At 45.7% G+C, this 16,651-nt stretch carries 13 protein-coding genes; 9 read left to right on the top strand and 4 right to left on the bottom strand.

Going from position 1 to position 16,651, the window contains the following annotated elements:
• Nucleotides 1-111: 111 nt before the first annotated feature.
• Nucleotides 112-1,104 carry a tyrosine-type recombinase/integrase gene (locus tag WCK19_RS07140; protein WP_342396683.1) on the bottom strand — a complete coding sequence of 331 codons (993 nt, stop codon included), beginning with the start codon at nt 1,102-1,104 and terminating at the stop codon, nt 112-114.
• Nucleotides 1,105-1,353: 249 nt separating this feature from the next.
• Between WCK19_RS07140 and WCK19_RS07135 the strand changes: the two genes are divergently transcribed.
• From WCK19_RS07135 to WCK19_RS07125, 3 genes are all read left to right on the top strand, one after another.
• On the top strand, nt 1,354-2,550 hold the full coding sequence (locus tag WCK19_RS07135; RefSeq protein ID WP_342396682.1) for an acetyl-CoA C-acetyltransferase: 1,197 nt from the start codon (nt 1,354-1,356) through the stop codon (nt 2,548-2,550).
• A 181-nt stretch (nt 2,551-2,731) separates the two neighbouring features.
• Nucleotides 2,732-3,235, top strand: coding sequence for a hypothetical protein (locus WCK19_RS07130; protein WP_342396681.1), 504 nt, complete (start codon nt 2,732-2,734; stop codon nt 3,233-3,235).
• Nucleotides 3,236-3,527: 292 nt separating this feature from the next.
• Nucleotides 3,528-4,868 (top strand): hypothetical protein, encoded by a 1,341-nt coding sequence (locus tag WCK19_RS07125; protein ID WP_342396680.1) that lies wholly within the window; start codon nt 3,528-3,530, stop codon nt 4,866-4,868.
• 61 nt (nt 4,869-4,929) lie between these two features.
• On the opposite strand, the gene WCK19_RS07120 is transcribed toward WCK19_RS07125, so the two are convergent.
• Nucleotides 4,930-5,901, bottom strand: a complete 972-nt coding sequence (locus WCK19_RS07120) for an L-threonylcarbamoyladenylate synthase (RefSeq protein WP_342396679.1) — start codon at nt 5,899-5,901, stop codon at nt 4,930-4,932.
• Nucleotides 5,902-6,175: 274 nt separating this feature from the next.
• On the opposite strand from WCK19_RS07120, the gene WCK19_RS07115 reads away from it, so the two are divergent.
• Nucleotides 6,176-7,123 (top strand): uroporphyrinogen decarboxylase family protein, encoded by a 948-nt coding sequence (locus WCK19_RS07115; protein WP_342396678.1) that lies wholly within the window; start codon nt 6,176-6,178, stop codon nt 7,121-7,123.
• 47 nt (nt 7,124-7,170) lie between these two features.
• Here WCK19_RS07115 and WCK19_RS07110 read toward each other — a convergent pair whose 3' ends face one another.
• Complete coding sequence (locus WCK19_RS07110) at nt 7,171-7,872, bottom strand: hypothetical protein (protein ID WP_342396677.1); 702 nt, start codon at nt 7,870-7,872, stop codon at nt 7,171-7,173.
• Nucleotides 7,873-8,248: 376 nt separating this feature from the next.
• Between WCK19_RS07110 and WCK19_RS07105 the strand changes: the two genes are divergently transcribed.
• The 5 genes from WCK19_RS07105 to WCK19_RS07085 all read left to right on the top strand — a co-directional run bounded on the left by WCK19_RS07105 (nt 8,249) and on the right by WCK19_RS07085 (nt 13,887).
• Nucleotides 8,249-8,596 carry a hypothetical protein gene (locus WCK19_RS07105; protein WP_342396676.1) on the top strand — a complete coding sequence of 116 codons (348 nt, stop codon included), beginning with the start codon at nt 8,249-8,251 and terminating at the stop codon, nt 8,594-8,596.
• 282 nt (nt 8,597-8,878) lie between these two features.
• Nucleotides 8,879-11,266 (top strand): glycosyltransferase family 39 protein, encoded by a 2,388-nt coding sequence (locus WCK19_RS07100; RefSeq protein WP_342396675.1) that lies wholly within the window; start codon nt 8,879-8,881, stop codon nt 11,264-11,266.
• A 106-nt stretch (nt 11,267-11,372) separates the two neighbouring features.
• Nucleotides 11,373-12,146 carry a 5-oxoprolinase subunit PxpA gene (locus WCK19_RS07095; RefSeq protein WP_342396674.1) on the top strand — a complete coding sequence of 258 codons (774 nt, stop codon included), beginning with the start codon at nt 11,373-11,375 and terminating at the stop codon, nt 12,144-12,146.
• A gap of 2 nt (nt 12,147-12,148) precedes the next feature.
• A complete protein-coding gene (gene pxpB, locus WCK19_RS07090; protein WP_342396673.1) occupies nt 12,149-12,952 on the top strand; it encodes a 5-oxoprolinase subunit PxpB in 804 nt (267 codons plus the stop codon).
• A 5-nt stretch (nt 12,953-12,957) separates the two neighbouring features.
• Nucleotides 12,958-13,887, top strand: a complete 930-nt coding sequence (locus tag WCK19_RS07085) for a biotin-dependent carboxyltransferase family protein (RefSeq protein WP_342396672.1) — start codon at nt 12,958-12,960, stop codon at nt 13,885-13,887.
• Nucleotides 13,888-14,089: 202 nt separating this feature from the next.
• Here WCK19_RS07085 and WCK19_RS07080 read toward each other — a convergent pair whose 3' ends face one another.
• Nucleotides 14,090-16,504, bottom strand: coding sequence for an ATP-binding protein (locus tag WCK19_RS07080; RefSeq protein ID WP_342396671.1), 2,415 nt, complete (start codon nt 16,502-16,504; stop codon nt 14,090-14,092).
• Nucleotides 16,505-16,651: the final 147 nt, after the last annotated feature.

Raw genomic sequence — 16,651 nt, 5'->3', positions numbered from 1 at the left:
TTTTACTTCTGTCTTTTTTTTCGCTTCTCCTAATTCTAGCAAACCTTTCTTCTTTGTAGTTCGCCAACAGTATCAGCCCTGCTTTATGCCGCATTACTCCTGCTCCTATTCCTAATCAAAGGGCAACTTTATCAACTCTGCCGCTTTCTGCTTGGCAACCTCTCCTCTCCGGTCATAGCGAGCGGTGGTGGTGACGCTGGCATGTCCTGCCAACTTCTGCACCGTGGCTATATCCGCCCCCGCATCCAGCAAATCTGAAATGAAGGTGCGCCGCATATCATGGGGGCTGAAATGCTCTAGCCCTGCCTCCTTGCCCCGCTGCGCCAAAATCCATAACACCGCTTGGTCGCTCAAACGCCTTCTCAACAGCTTCCCCGTTTTGGTCACCGGCAAGAACAGCGGTCCAACTTCTTCGCCTCTGGCTTTAATCCACTCTCCCAGCGCTTCCCCTGACCGTTGTCCCAAATAGGTCACGCGGTCTTTGCCCCCCTTACCGGAGCGCACTTTCAAGGAATTGTCTTTTAGGTCAAAATCCTTCAAGTCCAGTTTGACCACCTCACTCCGTCTGAGACCGGCGCCATACAATACCGCCACCATCGCCAAGTCTCTGATTCCCTTGGGGCTGTTATCTTTCTGGCAGACCCGGACTAGCAGGGTTAACTCGGTGGGAATTAGCGCCCTGCCTTTGGGCAGACTCTCACCTCTGATACTCTTAATTTTGGTGGTGCGGCGGAAATCGTCAGCGGAGATAAGCCCAAGATTCTCGGCTTGGGAAAGTACCCCTCTGAGGGCGGAGAGCATGTGGTTGACGGTGGCAGGACGGTAGCGTTCGGCGAGTTTAGCGCGTAAGGCTTGGGTGTGTTGGAAGCGGAGGGTGTGCCAAGGAAAGTCGAGCGGGTCGGAGGATTCGCCCTTGATGGTTTCAACTATGGCAGTAAGGGCGCGGCGCATTCCGCGACGACCAACCGGGCGGAGCGAAGCCAAGTAGATGGCAGCGGGGTTCTGGTCAAGGGGCAGCGAGGGAGGCAGTTCTACTCTGACCAACTCCATGGTAGCGGAGGCAGGGACAATGGTTTCGGTATCCAGCTTTTCAGGCTCCGGCATAGTAAGGTGCTTTCGGTTGTTCAGTCAACAGTCGAGTTATCTCTATTGCACAATCTGGTATATCCGCAATAAAGGCTACATAGGTTATATAATTAGGAAGGAGGTAGTAGGGAGCGGTTAGGCGACCAATTAGTGGACGGCTACTCCTCTCCACTGGAGTAAAGTATAGCATAAATATACGTAACTTTGAACAACCCATGCTATCATAGGAATAACAATTCAGATCATAAAAAATGGAAGAAGGCTGACATGGCAAAATTAAAAAGTGACGAAGCGTTAATTGTAGGCGCAACTCGTCTGCCTACCGGTAAGTTTCTCGGCGCATTGAGCGGGTACACCGCTCCGGAATTGGGCGCACTTGCTATTCGTGCTGCCTTGAAACGCGCTGAGCTACGCCCCGAATTGGTCGAAGAAGTGATTATGGGAAACGTAGTACAAGCGGGAGAAGGGCAAGCCCCAGCGCGACAAGCAGCTATAAAAGGCGGCGTTCCTGCCGAAGTTCCGGCGCTAACTATCAATAAAGTTTGTGGAAGTGGCTTGAAAGCGGTAATGCTGGCAGCTAATTCGATTAAAGCGGGTGAGCAGGATATAGTGGTAGCAGGCGGTATGGAAAGCATGAGCAGCGCACCTTATATGCTACCTAAAGCTCGTAACGGCTACCGGATGGGTAATGGCGAACTGGTTGACCTTGTTGTTCATGATGGGCTGTGGTGTGCCTTTGAAAACCTGCACATGGGTATGAGCGCGGAGTTAATAGCCGATAAATTTGAAATTAGCCGTGAAGCGCAAGACGAATTTGCTTACAACAGCCAGCGCAAAGCCGCACATGCTATTGAAGCAGGGGTTTTCAAACGCGAAATTACTCCGGTTGAAATAAAAAGCAAAAAGGGTGTGACCTTGTTCGAGGTGGACGAACCGCCCCGCCCTGATACGACTCTTGAATCGTTGACAGCCCTGAAACCCGCTTTTAAGCCACAAGGCGGTTCGGTTACGGCTGGCAATGCGCCCGGTTTGAGCGATGGAGCAAGCGCAATGGTGATACTCAGCCGAACCGCTGCCGAGCAATACGGAATTGCGCCACAAGCCCGTATCACCGGATATGCTTCCGCCGCGCTTGCGCCTAAATATGTCTTTGCTGCGCCACCCCTTGCGGTAAATAAATTGCTGGAACAAACCGGCTTAAAGCTAGGCGATTTTGATTTGGTAGAAGTCAATGAAGCGTTTGCGGCGCAGGTGTTGGCAAACCACAAAGAACTGAACTTCGACCTCACCCGTGTAAATGTGCGGGGAGGCGCAATCGCTTTAGGGCATCCAATCGGGTCGAGCGGCGCAAAAATCCTAACTACTTTGATTCACGCCTTGCAGGATACCGGCGGCAAGCGAGGGCTTGTAACTTTGTGCTTGGGCGGTGGCGGGGCAGTGGCTCTCAGCATAGAACTCGTCTAAGTCTGAAGCGAAACCAAAAAACGAAGATGGTTGCCAATGCCCCACAGTAAATTTCTATTCAGGGGTTCTTTTAACGCTTGAAATAGTATATAATTGCTACGATCTTCAAAGTGGATGTATTAATTACATCCATTTTTACTTTCCAGCTTACACAATTGGTTACAGGGGAAAAAGAAATCCGATGCCTCAGTTGAAACGTAAAAAGTATCTGCTCGTGCCATTAGCCTTATTATTGCTGTCGTTGATTCTAGCGGCATGCGGCGAACAAAGTGCCTCCGTTAGCAATAAGGATTACAAAGTGCCGGAATATACTGGTACTACTCCAATATCACTTGACACTGCCTTTACCGCCGAATTGTTAAAAGATAACAATAATGCTAGTTTTCCCAACCCGAAAGTAAGCGCTTACAGCACAAATTCTGCTCTTTCCGATACTCAGAACTGGTATCGCAACGAAATGACCAAGCTCGGTTGGAGTGATCGCACCCAAGAAATTCTTAAAGCCACCACGCTGGGCAGCAACGGTTGGGTATTGGGCTTTGTAAAAGACCAGCAGGTACTGTCCGTTATTATGATTGGTACAGGTGGGCGCAACGAAGGGATTTTAAAATCGTATGCAGGCAGCCTACCCGCAGGTAATATTCTGGTTGTGCTGGAAGCGGGCTATAAAGCGGTTGCCAAATAAAGGTTTGGCTTAGAATTTGCCTGTTTTTATCTTCAGGCTAGAGGAGGAGAGTTGTTAACCTCTTCCTCGATTTATATCTCTCCTTCAAAGTTAGTGCAAGCGGGAAGATGCAAGGGACAGAACAAGTATCCTGAAATCACATCTTTACCAACATATTTGAATATTCTGTGAGGTTACTCATAGACTCTACAGTAATCTAACTATATTATTGGTTAATACGGCTGTAACAAAATTAATCAGAATTTTCCCAAAAAATCTGAACCAATTAGAGTATTAGTGAAAGGGTTGGAAAATGAATCCTCCACAGGGTCCCGGTGGAAATTATGGAAATTATCCGCCACAGGGCGGCGGTTACGGTCAACCAACCGACCCCGGTCAGGGTAGTTATCCCCCTCCGGCGGGCGGTTATCAACAACCCGGTGGTTATCCCCCTCCGGCGGGCGGTTATCCTCAGCAACAGGGCTATGGGCAAGGCGGTTACGGGCAAACGCCACCACCTCCGAAAAAGGGTAACACCGGTTTAATTATCGCTATCGTGGTCGGGCTAATTGTCATAATCGGCGCTATCGTGGGTATCGTATTGGTAGTGACAAGCGGCAACAAAGGGGATAGCACGCAAGCTTCCGCCTCTACTGCTACTAGTTCATCCCAAGCAACTCCCGGCGCAAAATCCACTGCAATAGGCACGGTTACCGCTGGAAGTAAAACCACTGCCGCCGGAACGACTAGCAGTGGTAATAGCAGCGTCTCAAATATTCCGGCTTATCCGGGCTTAACAACTGTTACTCTTCCCGATGCGGTAAAGAGTCAATTCGCCGATAGTATAGGAAATGTACCTAACGGTACAGTGGATGCTTTCAGCAGCGCCGATGATACTGCTACGATTAAATCGTTCTATCAGAGCGAATTTCCTAAACAGGGCTGGAACGACCTCACCAACACAGCGATGGGACAAGCAGACTCCGGTACTTTATCTCAACTTGAAACCCTAGGTGCTTTCATCATTATTTACCAGAAGGGAGCCAATGCAGTGGGTATAGTTGGCTTCCCCGGTAGTATTGCTAGTGCAACAGGTATTACCGGAATCAACGCTAAAGATTCGCTGATACTTATCATCAGTGGCTCAGGTGCAGCCTTCACCGGTACAACCAAAGCAGCCACTACTGCGGCAATTGGAACGACCAAAGCAACTACTACTGTGGCAGTTGGAACGACCAAAGCAGCCACTACTGCGGCAGTTGGAACGACCAAAGCAACTACTACTGTGGCAGTGCAGCAGGGCAGCAGCGTTGTTTCGGTGTATCCCAACGCACAGCAACTTGAAATCAATTCACTGGTTAAAAGCGCATTTGAACAGAGTTTCTCCAGTTACAAACAGTTCAACTACAATCTCTATGCCAGCGGTGACTCGCAGGATAAAGTAGTGGCTTTCTACAAAGGTGAACTGAGCGCCAAAGGATACTCTAACGTGACCGAAAGTAACACTTCGGGACAGCGTACTATTACCGCTTTTTCCTCAAACTTCACTGATGGTTTGCTGGTAATGGTTTACGATTCAACTATGGCGAAAGCATACACTAATACAGATGTCACAGGGAAAACCGTATTTCTGGTATTGGGCTTCCAGCTATAGCTTTTAAATAGCCCCTATTCCTTTACCGGAAGGGGCTTTTTCATTAGATTTTGTCTTTAGCCTAAAGGGGTGTTTCGGCAGCTTTATTAAGTCGGTTCATAAGCGCACGCCCAATGCCTTTTTCCGGCAAACGTTGGGCGTAAACCTGACTTATCTCCCTACGGTCGCATTCTCGCATGAAAGCGAAAAGCTCATGGGCATATTGCACCGCAGAATCAAGAATCAGTTGGAAATCGGTTTCAAAAGCAGGCGGCTCAAGCCCAATATAAGCCACCGGATGTTCCAACAATCCGGCGGAAGGTTGACTCCCTCCTTCCAACATAAACACACGAGCGCGAGGGGCATAGTGGCGGTATTTCATACCGGGTAACGCTATTACCTTATTGGCAGTATGTGCCACAATACCCGGTACAAGTTGTGCCAATTCTTCCAGTGTAATGATGCCGGGTCGTATTAATACCGGATTCGTACCTGTACAATCCACAATTGTGGACTCCAACCCATGTGTGGCTTCGGGACCGCGCAAAATAGCCCCTACTCTACCGTCCATATCTTCTAGGCAATCCTGCCAACGGGTGGGACTAGGGCGACCTGAAATATTGGCACTCGGCGCAGCTACCGGCAAATTACAAGCTACGAGAAACTCGCGAGCTATCGGCAAGGAAGGCATTCGCAGACATACCAATTTGCTACCCGCCGTTGTAATATCGGGAATGATAGAGTTTTTGTGGAGTAAAATGGTAAGTGGACCGGGGAAATAATGCTCCATAAGCTTATAAGCGTAGGTAGGCACACTATGCGCGAGTTCTTCTACTTGCGTCAGATCGTGAATATGCACGATTAGCGGATTATCGGCAGGGCGTTGCTTGGCTTCATAAATCGCCAATACTGCCGCCGGGTTAGTCGCATCCGCGCCCAGCCCATACACCGTTTCGGTTGGAAAAATAACTGTCTGACCGAGCCGTAAGCATGCGGCGGCTGCTTCTACCGAATCCGTTATTAAAGTGTGATATTCCACCATCTGACCATTCACATTACATCCTTCCAATACTTTAAGCTTCATTGCCCGCGAAATTATACTTTACCTATTTCCTTAAAACAAGAGTAGATTAACGCTTAAGAGAACGTTATAATTTTGAGAGTATGCAGGCTAGGACAGTTATTTTATAATAAGCAGCGATTACATTTGTCGTTAAATTATGTGATACATGTAGATTTCGAGCAGTTATCGGTCTAACTATTCCCGCGCTCCACTAAACTGGGGCAATCTCACAAAAAAATGATGCCATTTCCAGAAAGGAATTATTATGAACAAGCGCGATGCAATCTTAAGTGTGGTTGATAGTAGCAAACCATTTTCCTACATCCCAGCCGCCTTTTTTCTGCATTTTCCAAATGAATTTCACACCGGACGTGCGGCAGTTGAGAAGCATCTGGAGTATTTCCGCTATACAGGTATGGACTTGCTAAAAATACAATATGAAGGTAAATATCCCACGCTTCCAGAAATCCAGTCTCCCGCCGATTGGCTCAAAATGCCGTATTACGGTCGCGAGTTTTATGAAGGACAATTGGAAGCCATAGAAGGTTTAGTTAAGGCTATCAAACATGAGGCAGTGGTGGTAGTTACGCTTTACTCCCCCTTTATGTGTGCAGTACATTCTACCAACGATGAGATTGTCACTGCGGCTTTAAACACCGAGCCTGAATTAATCAAGAAAGGTCTGGAAACAATTACCGAAAGCCTTTTGCTGTTCACGCGAGAGTGTATCAAGTTGGGGGTGGACGGTTTCTATACTTCTACACAGGGTGGTGAAACCGGGCGTTTTAATGACCCGACAGTCTTCGAGAAATATATCAAACCCTATGATTTGGTTTTAATGGAAGAAGCCAACCGGGAATGCTTGTTTAATATTCTGCATGTTTGTGATTACCACCTCGATTATGACGATTTTGGGAAGTTCGCGGATTACCCCGGTACAATAGTAAACGCTCCTTTAAAAGTTGGGAATAAAGCATTGACTCCCAAAGATGCCGCGCAATTCTTTAACCGACCCTATATGGGGGGCTTGGAGCGCAAGGGAATTATTACCAATGGTACGCCTGCTCAAATCCGTGAAAGCGTAGAAAAGGTTATTGAAGAAGCGCCCGAACGCTTTATTCTGGCGGCAGATTGCACCGTACCATCCGAAGTCTCATGGAATAACCTAAAATATGCAATTGACCTTGCACACAATTACAAGCTGAAAAGCTAAAAACAAGTCCGGGCAAAAATTCTCCCGGATTTGCTCAAGTATTGTAATTAATTGGCTTTAGCCTCAACAGGGGCTTTTTCAACATTAGCCTCTGTTGAGGAGAAACGCTTTACAGCCCTTGATAAAATTCCGCCGGCAGCCTGTTTTGCAGGCGACTTCGGCAACTGCACACTTTTGGGCTTGGATAAAATATTGCCAGAAGATTGTTTCGTAGGCGCCTTTGGCTTTTCTTCATCAAACAGCTTGGAAGCAGGTTTTGATAGTTTCGTTGCAGCAGGTTGAGCAACAGGTTTTGGTAATTTTGCTTCAACCAGTTGTTGGACAACAGGTTTCACTTCCCTAGTGGGGGATTTTACGGCAGTTATTTTTTCCTTGCGGTTTTGAATAATTACCTGAGAGGCAAAGCGGGTGAAGTTAAGCTGCCCTTCAATTTTGCCTAAGCCTTGTTCGGATAACAGCGCATTCAGGGTCTTGTCACCTGACCCAACGCTATCTAGGTATAATACTACACTGGTAATAGTTGCCAGATCCACCGCTTTAAGTTTGAGCAAACTCAAGGGGATTTTAAGATCGCTTCCTTCTTTTTTGCCAAATTTACTCTTGGCATTTTCGCCCAAAGCTTTGAAAAAACCGGCATGCTTTTCTCCGGCTAATTCCCTGATTTCCTCTACTAATTCCTTCACAGTTTTGTCAGGGTTAAAAGACCTCACGACTTTCGTTGTAGCTTGGACGGGGTTTTCTTGAGACATGTTAACCTCCCGGTTAAATCATTTCTACAGCCGACTGAGCATAAAGAGATACAGCTACTACAATAATACCAGATAAAATTTCAAGCTACTATATACAAAGAGAAATTTAGGATTGCAGATTGTGCGGCTATGTTACAAGCTGTTGTAAATCCCATATATTAGGCGCAAAGCGCTGACAATCCTTGTGAATGGAGAAGCCATCTTGTTTTTGTGCAAACTCAAACATAGTATCCATGCTTTCTTCACAAAACCGCGATTTTGTCTGTGCGGGATTTATGCTAATATTAAATGGAAGTTATACAGCATATATTTTTTCAAGCCTTGTATTACTTCTACCAATACTGAAATTTCTTTACCAGAATAGGAAAATAAATATATGGAACCCGTACTAATTACAACCAAATATCAGGATTTATACCGCTTGCTGGCAGCAATGGAAGTAATGGTTTACGAGAATGACAAGCCTGAGAACATTTTGATTTGGTCTCCTGAAAGTTCTTCACGCCTATTAAACAGCCTCGACAAACTTGAAGTGGTCAATCGTTATGCGGGCAAGTTGGGCGTTAAGGTGGTTCTATCGGCAGCATCAGATAATAAGCTGAGGAAATTGGCGAAAGCGGCAGGCTGGACGGTAGTTTGGGATATTCCGACCCTTGATAACTCAGCATACTCTTTCGACTTCAATCTGAATCAGATTAATACCGAGCATCAATTGGCATCATAATTGCAAACCTACTAATAAGTTAGCTAAATAAGAAACAGGATGACTCCACAATACGCATGGAGTCATTTTGTTTTCCAGATAAATCTGTTGTAATATTGCCAAATATTAAAGCTTAAGCAATTTCCCATCTTCCCATTCGAATCGTGGAGGGAGCGGTGGAAAACACAAACAGTTGTTATAGATTTTGGGGAAATACGGCGTGGGTTAAGCGCAAAACCTGACAGAAGATTCCAAATATCTACAGCTTAATATATGTAATCAATTAGGAAGGGACACGCAGCTTTGGGTATAACAAGTCAAAAGCAAACAGAAACCAAAATTGAAGTTGCTAACCGAGCTATAAACCTAAAAATCATTCTACAATGGGTTTGGCCTTCTCTAGCATTAGTCACAATTCTATTTCTTTTTGCTACTTCTCTGGTGCAAGGCTCAGTCTCATATAGTGCTGGTACGGGTTTGCCGAATATTGAACCTAATGTAGAAGGAGTTTTTGGGGAAGAAAAAAACGAACAGTTCGCCTATCGCTGGACTCGCCCTGAGTGGAAAATTTCGTTATTAGTTGCGCCAATCCGCCCGTACGAATTGCGCCTAACCGCTTTGAGCCTACAATCTCGTTCGGTTGAGGTGCGTGACGACAACGATAATTTGCTATTTACCTTCACTCCTGATAACAATTTGCAAAACTACCGCTTTGATATTCCGGCTTCAGCAATATCTTCCAAAGGTATGATTCTTAAGTTCAAGACTCCCAGCTATTTACCCGGTGATGGTCGCAGATTGGGCATCTTGTTAACCGAAATTGAGCTAAACAGTAAAAATGGATTTGGATTACCCGGTCAAACACTTATCTATATTTCTATAGGACTGGGAATTGGGCTGAGTTGGCTCTTTACCGAGATAGTAGTGGCGATAAGGGGCTGGCGTAAACGTCCTCTATGGCCCTATGCTATCGGGTTAGTGAGTGGTGCATTTGCCTGTTGGTTTACGGTTAATGCTCAATCAGATGCTCTCCGACTCTTGCCCATGCCAATCACTTATATTTGGGATGCTGTAGGAATAATTTTCCTTTCTCTTGGGTTGGCGTGGCTACTCAATTTTGCCAGCAAATATCTAACTTTTCTTCAATTTCGCCCAACTGAACATGAAATAAATGTGTTGCCAAAACCGAGAGAAACTACCCCTAAAAAATACCTGTACATTCTGGCAGCAATTGTGTTAATAGGCTTTGCCGGACGGTTGGCAAACCCGCTTGTCTTACCTATTTTTGTGGATGAGACTTTCCATACCAAAGCGGGAGCTTATGTAGTGGATGGCACAAACTCGTTGTTTTTTTTGGCATCGGAAGGGAGAATTCTTTATAGTTGGGTTTTATCGGCTGTGTATCTCTTCACAGGTTTAGACAACTTGCTGTTGTGGGGTCGCTGGCTAAGCGCATTTACCGGATTAGTTACAATTCTGGTATGCTACAAAATCGGCGAACGCCTTTTTTCAGCACGGGGCGGCTTGATAGCGGCAGGATTATGGGCAATTATCCCTTATTCCTTCTGGCATGAGCGTATGTCACTGGTTGACCCAATGTCTGCAACGTTCATCGGTATCACTATATACTTCACCCTGCGTTTGCTGGAAGTCTCCAAGCCGCGTCAGGTTTTGTTGTTCGGCATACTGACAGGGTTGGCGCTTTCTGCTGCTCTACTTACCAAGTTACTGTCATTGCTGATGTTACCAATATCAGGGTTATTGCTAATATTTATATATTCGCCAAGACGTTGGGCTAACTATTTGCCGCGAATAGGGATAACATACGCAACCTACTGGCTTAGCACAATTTTCTTTGTAAGCCAATATCAAGGAGATTGGGATTCTTCTCATCGCTTCAGTTATGTAGGCAGCCCCACCTTTAACGATATGTTGAACAGTGTTTCGGAGTTTGTTCAGTGGTTTTATGCTTATGTAACCCCTCCCCTTTTGCTTGTTTGCTTGATCGGAATTGGCTGGTTATTTACTCAACGTTGGCGGATTGCTACCCCGTTGGTATTATCCACTCTTTTCGCGATTGTTCCGCTCTTTCTCTTTTCACGACTTTTCTTTCCTCGTTATATGCTGTATATAATGCTACCGCTGATAGTAGTTGCCGCCGGGGGATTGGATTTAATCTTTAATAAATTGAGACAACACCGAATGATTAAATGGGGCTATATTGGGCTGGCAATAGTGTTATTACCGGCACTCTGGTTTGATTACCTAGCGGTAACAGCGCCAGTTGAGGCTGCGCTCCCTCAACTTGATAAAGTCCAGTATCAAATAGGTATGTCGTCAGGTAAAGGTGCTTCTGAAGCAAGCGACTTTTTACTCAAAGAACAAGCGGTACGTCAACAGCCATTAGCTGTTTTGGAATATTCGTGGGTTAGTGATTACCTTAGTGTACTAATGTATGGACACAGTGAATTTATACATATTAACTTCAACAATATCGATTCGTCAAAGGTACAAAAACAATTATTGGCAAGTGACAAGACCAATCTGTTTTTGATTTATGTTTCGTCAAAACTAGACCCTACTCAGGATTTTTTGGCATTGTATCCTAATATAAAATTTAAGCAGGTACTCGCAATCGCCCGTCCCATAGATACTATGTATATTTACGAAGTGACGCGACCGCTTCCTTAATAATCAAGACAGTTATATTTCAAAGTAACAATAACACTCGATGCTAATCATCCGCATTCCGTCGGTTGTCTTGCTATAGTGAGAAGTGCTTTATTGGGTGAGATTAATGCAAATTGATATAAATTGCGATATGGGCGAGAGTTTCGGACATTATAAGCTTGGAAATGACATTGCCTTGTTGGAATATGTTACTTCTGCAAACGTGGCATGCGGTTTCCACGCGGGTGACCCGCTGGTAATGTCCGAAACGGTAAGGCTGGCGTTAGATAAGGGTGTAGCAGTTGGGGCGCATCCCTCTTACCCTGATTTGCAAGGCTTCGGGCGGCGCAAAATGGAGATGACTCCTGCTGAAATCGAGGCATTTATCCTGTATCAAATCGGCGCGTTGGCAGCTTTTGTCCACACACAGGGTACAACCTTGACCCATGTTAAGGCACACGGGGCGGTTTATAACGTGGCGGCGTTGGAGTTGCCGGTAGCAGAAGCAATTGCGCGGGGCATCGCCCGCTTCGACCAAACGCTGATAATGGTCGCGCTTGCAACCTCTCCCCTGATGATTGAAGCAGGACATCGAGCAGGTTTGCAGGTGGCGCGAGAAGCTTTCGCCGATAGAAAGTATAACCCAGATGGCACGTTGGTAAATCGAAAATTGCCGGGTAGCCTTATTACCGACCCGGTTAAAGCTGCAGAACAAGTGGTGCGTTTGGTTAAAAAAGGCGAAATCATAGCAAGCGATGGCTCAATCTTGGAATTACAGGCGGACACGGTGTGCATACATGGCGATGGTCCTACCGCTTTGGAAATTGCCCGACACCTACGCGAGACGCTTGCCACAGAAAATATCAAGACTTGCGCCTTACAAAAGCGGGGCGAGAATTAAAAGTGTCAACCGATTTTCCCGTATTGCCTCACCGTATTCTCGACCCGCGCCCTTTAGGAAATAATGCTATTCTGGCGCGGCTGACCTATCCAAGCGGCGCTGAAAATCATGCAGCGTTGGATGCCACAACTCGTTACAAACGGCTGTTGCTGGCGCGTGGTTGTACCCAATATCTACGCGAAATACACCCAGAATGGGAAAAGGGCTTGGTAGCGGGTTACGATAGTGTACTGATTCCGCTTGAACCAACCCAACCCAACATGAGGGCAACTCTGAGTTGGCTTCAGGAAGTGGGCGAATCGCCTGAATTTGCGGAATACTTGCGCCACTATCTGGCAGGGGGCGGCTTGAATCCGGCAAGACGGCATCGCATCCCAGTGGTTTATGGGGGCGACTATGGCGAAGACCTTGAGGAAATAGCGCGGCTTAAAGGTTTGAGCATAGAGGAAGTCATCAGGCTACATTCTTCCGCTATCTACTCGGTATATATCGTAGGCTTTACCGCCGGCTATGCTTATATGGGCGCATTGCCGCCTGAAATTGACTTGCCGCGAATAGCACGACCCCGCACGCGAGTCCGGCGTGGCGCTGTAGCGCTGGCTGCCGGAATGACGGGCATCTACCCGCTTGATATGCCGGGCGGGTGGAGGTTGTTGGGTTATACGCCGCTCTCAGTTTTCGAGCCGATATGCGAACCGCCCTCTCGATTTCAACCCGGTGATTTGGTACAGTTTTTTCCCATCACCGCGAAAGAGCTTGACCATTACCAGCACAATATACACAACCTTGATTCCAGTTTGGAGTAAATAAAATGTGCAACCATCCTGAATGTCGGGTTCATGTGCAGAACGGGGGGATTTTCTCCACCCTTCAGGATTTAGGACGTACCAGCGGCAAGCCCTACGGAGTAACGCCGGGTGGCGCTTTAGACCGTTTCGCCCACCGTGCCGCCAACGAATTGGTCGGCAATAAGCCACATGCCGCTACTCTCGAAATGACCTTGCGCGGGGCAACACTTAGATTCGAGCAAAAGGCGTTGATTGCGATAACCGGCAGCGATTTCAAACCTCGCCTTAACAAGCGTCCTATCCCAATGTGGCACAGCGTGTTTGTGCGTGCCGGACAAACCCTCGATTTTGCAGGGGCAGAAGGCAGGCTGGCATATCTGGCAGTGCATGGCGGTTGGGATGCGCCCCTACTGATGGGCAGCCGTTCCACCAATGTACATGCTCGCTTTGGCGGTTACGCCGGGCTAGGGCGTACTTTGAATGCAAGCGATATACTCACCAACGCTAACGATTATCTTAAACCTGTGCAGCATTTGGCAGGGGCGGCAGGACATTCGTACTCGCAAGATTTGCGCCCACACTACGGCAAAGAGGTAATAGCGCATATTGTTCCGGGACCTTATCTTGAACACTTTGCGCTCGATTCGCTAGAATTACTTTGCCAAGCGTCCTACGAAATTAGTAGCGAATCGGAGCGTATGGGCTACCGCCTAAAGGGTGAGAGGGCGCTATATCGGGGCGAAGAATGGGCAGAAATTGCGGTATGTGGCACGGTTTTTGGCACAATCCAAGTTCCACCGGACGGACAACCGATTATCCTGATGGCGGATCATCAAGTTACAGGCGGTTATCCCATTATTGGTGTAGTTGCCGAAACCGATTTGCCGCTTATCGCACAATTGCTACCGGGTCAAAAAGTTCGTTTCAAGCTGTTCGAGGAAGAACTCATCTAAATCTGGCGGTAGCGGCACTGGATTGATTGGTGGCTTAAATACCAATGTAATGGTTTGACCTATATGGGTGACGGTCATAAGACGGCAAACCATTCCAAGAGACCAATGAAGGTTGGTCGGGTTTTATATTCTCCTAATCCTGATTTTCTCAATGCAAAAATCTGACACGCCTCCGAATCACATTTTATATGAAATCAGACCGTTAATTAAGTTTGTTATCCAATACCGTCCGCACTTTGGAGATAAACTCAATAGCGGTGAAAGGTTTTTCTAGGAAGTTCAATTCTTCGGCTAAATTCAAATTAGGGACCAAATCGCTGGAATATCCCGACATAAGTAGAACCTTTAGATCGGTGTATTTTTTCATCAATTCTCTCGAAAGGCTCCATCCTCCCATTTTGGGCATTACCATATCACTTATTAATAAATGAATTGTATTTGTAAAATTTTCAGAAACTTCCAGTGCCTCGAAGCCATTTTGTGCCTCTAGTACCGTATAGCCATTTTCTTTCAGAATTTTGCTGGCAAGTTTCCTTATAAGCTGTTCATCTTCGACCAGCAAGACAGTTTCTGTGCCTTTTGTTACAATCCTATTGGTTGGTTTTAAATCCACTGCTTGCTTTACCAACGCTGAGACCAACGGCAAATAAATTTTAAATACAGTTCCTACCCCTTTTTCGCTATAAACCCAGAGATGCCCGTTGTTTTGCTGTACTATTCCATACACAATTGAAAGCCCTAATCCGGTGCCTTTGTTTGGTTCTTTGGTGGTGAAAAATGGTTCAAAAATATGGATTTGTGTTTCATAATCCATTCCTATTCCATTATCGCTAATCTCTATCAGGATATATGCTCCCGGCTTGACCTCGTAGTGTTCACCCGCATATGCCTCATCTAGGGTTACATTAGAGGTTTTAAGCTTGAGGGTGCCTCCTCCGGGCATTGCATCACGGGCATTCACAGCCATATTCATAATTACTTGCTCTAGTTGTCCAGCATCTGCCCGTATTTTACCTAGGTTAGGTTGTAAGTCGTAATCAAGCAAAATATCCTCACCGATAAGCCGTTGTAGCATATTATTCATATTTGAAATAATTGGATTTACATCAAGGACTTCGGCTTTTATTACTTGACGGCGACTGAATGATAACAACTGACTTGTCAAGGAAGCGGCTTTTTTGGCGGCTTTTTGTATTTCAGTTATAATATCAGTATCTTGCGCTTGCTCTTTAAGTTCAATTTCTAACAATTCTGTATATGATAAAATTATTGTTAATATGTTATTGAAATCGTGCGCTACGCCACCGGCTAACCTTCCGATAGCCTCCATTTTCTGGGTTTGTCGCAGTTGCTCTTCTAGGGACAATAGCTCGCTTACATCTCTAACGGTGTTGGCAATTGCAGTTAATTCCCCTTGACTGTTATATATCGGTGCGGCGCTGATTAGTAGGGTGCGCCAAGTTTTATGGTCTGGCTGGAAGCGAACCATTTCATCTCTAATTATTTCTCCTTGAGAAATAGCGCGTTCCAGCGGCCATTCTTCCGGTAAATATTGCGTGCCATCTTTATGGAAGATTCGTATGTTTTGATAATCAAATATTCCATTATGGTGGTTAACATCATATTGCCAGTGCTGTTCCATAGCAGGATTCCAGCGCAATAATTCGCCGGAAGGAACTTGAGATATAAAAACACCGATTGGCAGATGCTCTATGACAGTTTCAAGGAAGACATGCTCTGCTTTTAACTGTTCAAGGATTTGTTCACGTTCGAACTCAGCATGGCGAGCTACGGTGACATCGCGGAAAACTAGAACCACGCCTATGATATTGCCTAAATCATCGAGAATTGGTGCGCCACTATCAGAGATAGGGGTATGATTACCCTCTTTCGAAATTAGCATGGTGTGGTTAGCCATCTCTATTGTTTTGCCCTCTAACAATACTTTTTCTACCGGGCTTTCCACTTTCTTTCCGCTATGTTCGTTAACTATTTCGAAAATGCTGGTTATAGTACGTGTCAGCGCTTCTTCTTCTTTCCAACCGGTTAATCTTTGTGCTTCTGGATTTATAAGCGTGAGGCAGCCGTTAGAATCGGTTGCAATGACCCCATCTCCAATACTTAATAAAGTTACTCTCAACTGTTCACTTTGCGCTTTTACAGTGGCTTCTGCCGTTCTAAGTTCTTTTATTACTATTTCAGAACGGTTTATATATTTGCGTAAATTGTGAATCAAAAGATTGAGAAGCATTGAATCGAAGATAAAAATCAGAAGATTGGGCAAGCCCGAATTAGAAAATAACGAAATATTGTAAATCGGCGCTACGAAAAAAAAGTCTCCAGCGATTGCACTTAAAATTAGGGTAATAATTCCCGGCTTAATGCCGCAATACCAGACGGCAAATATTATTGCGGGGATATAGACTAAAAAAGGGACAGAAGGGTCTTTAGGGTTATCCGTTGAATAAACTAAAGCCAGCTTTATAAGTGTGGCAAATATAACCAAAAGTAAGGCAAGCCCATAACGATACAGGTAAGCTTTTTCAGGTATCGAATATAATAAAAGCTTACTAATCGTTTCTTTCTTGCCTATTGTCTGTGACTCAATAATGGTCATCTATCTTCATCCTTATCGGCGTAGATAAGTGCAGGAGCAAATATGTGCAGTAAATGTAGAAAGAAGATACCCATGTTAAAGATAGTTTATCACAAACTGCAATTAAAAAGTAGGGATGCAATATTAATTTTCATATAGAAAATGCTT

The sequence above is a fragment of the Candidatus Chlorohelix sp. genome (assembly GCF_037138995.1).
GTDB lineage: Bacteria > Chloroflexota > Chloroflexia > Chloroheliales > Chloroheliaceae > Chlorohelix.
This window is presented reverse-complemented; position numbering and strand designations above follow the sequence as displayed.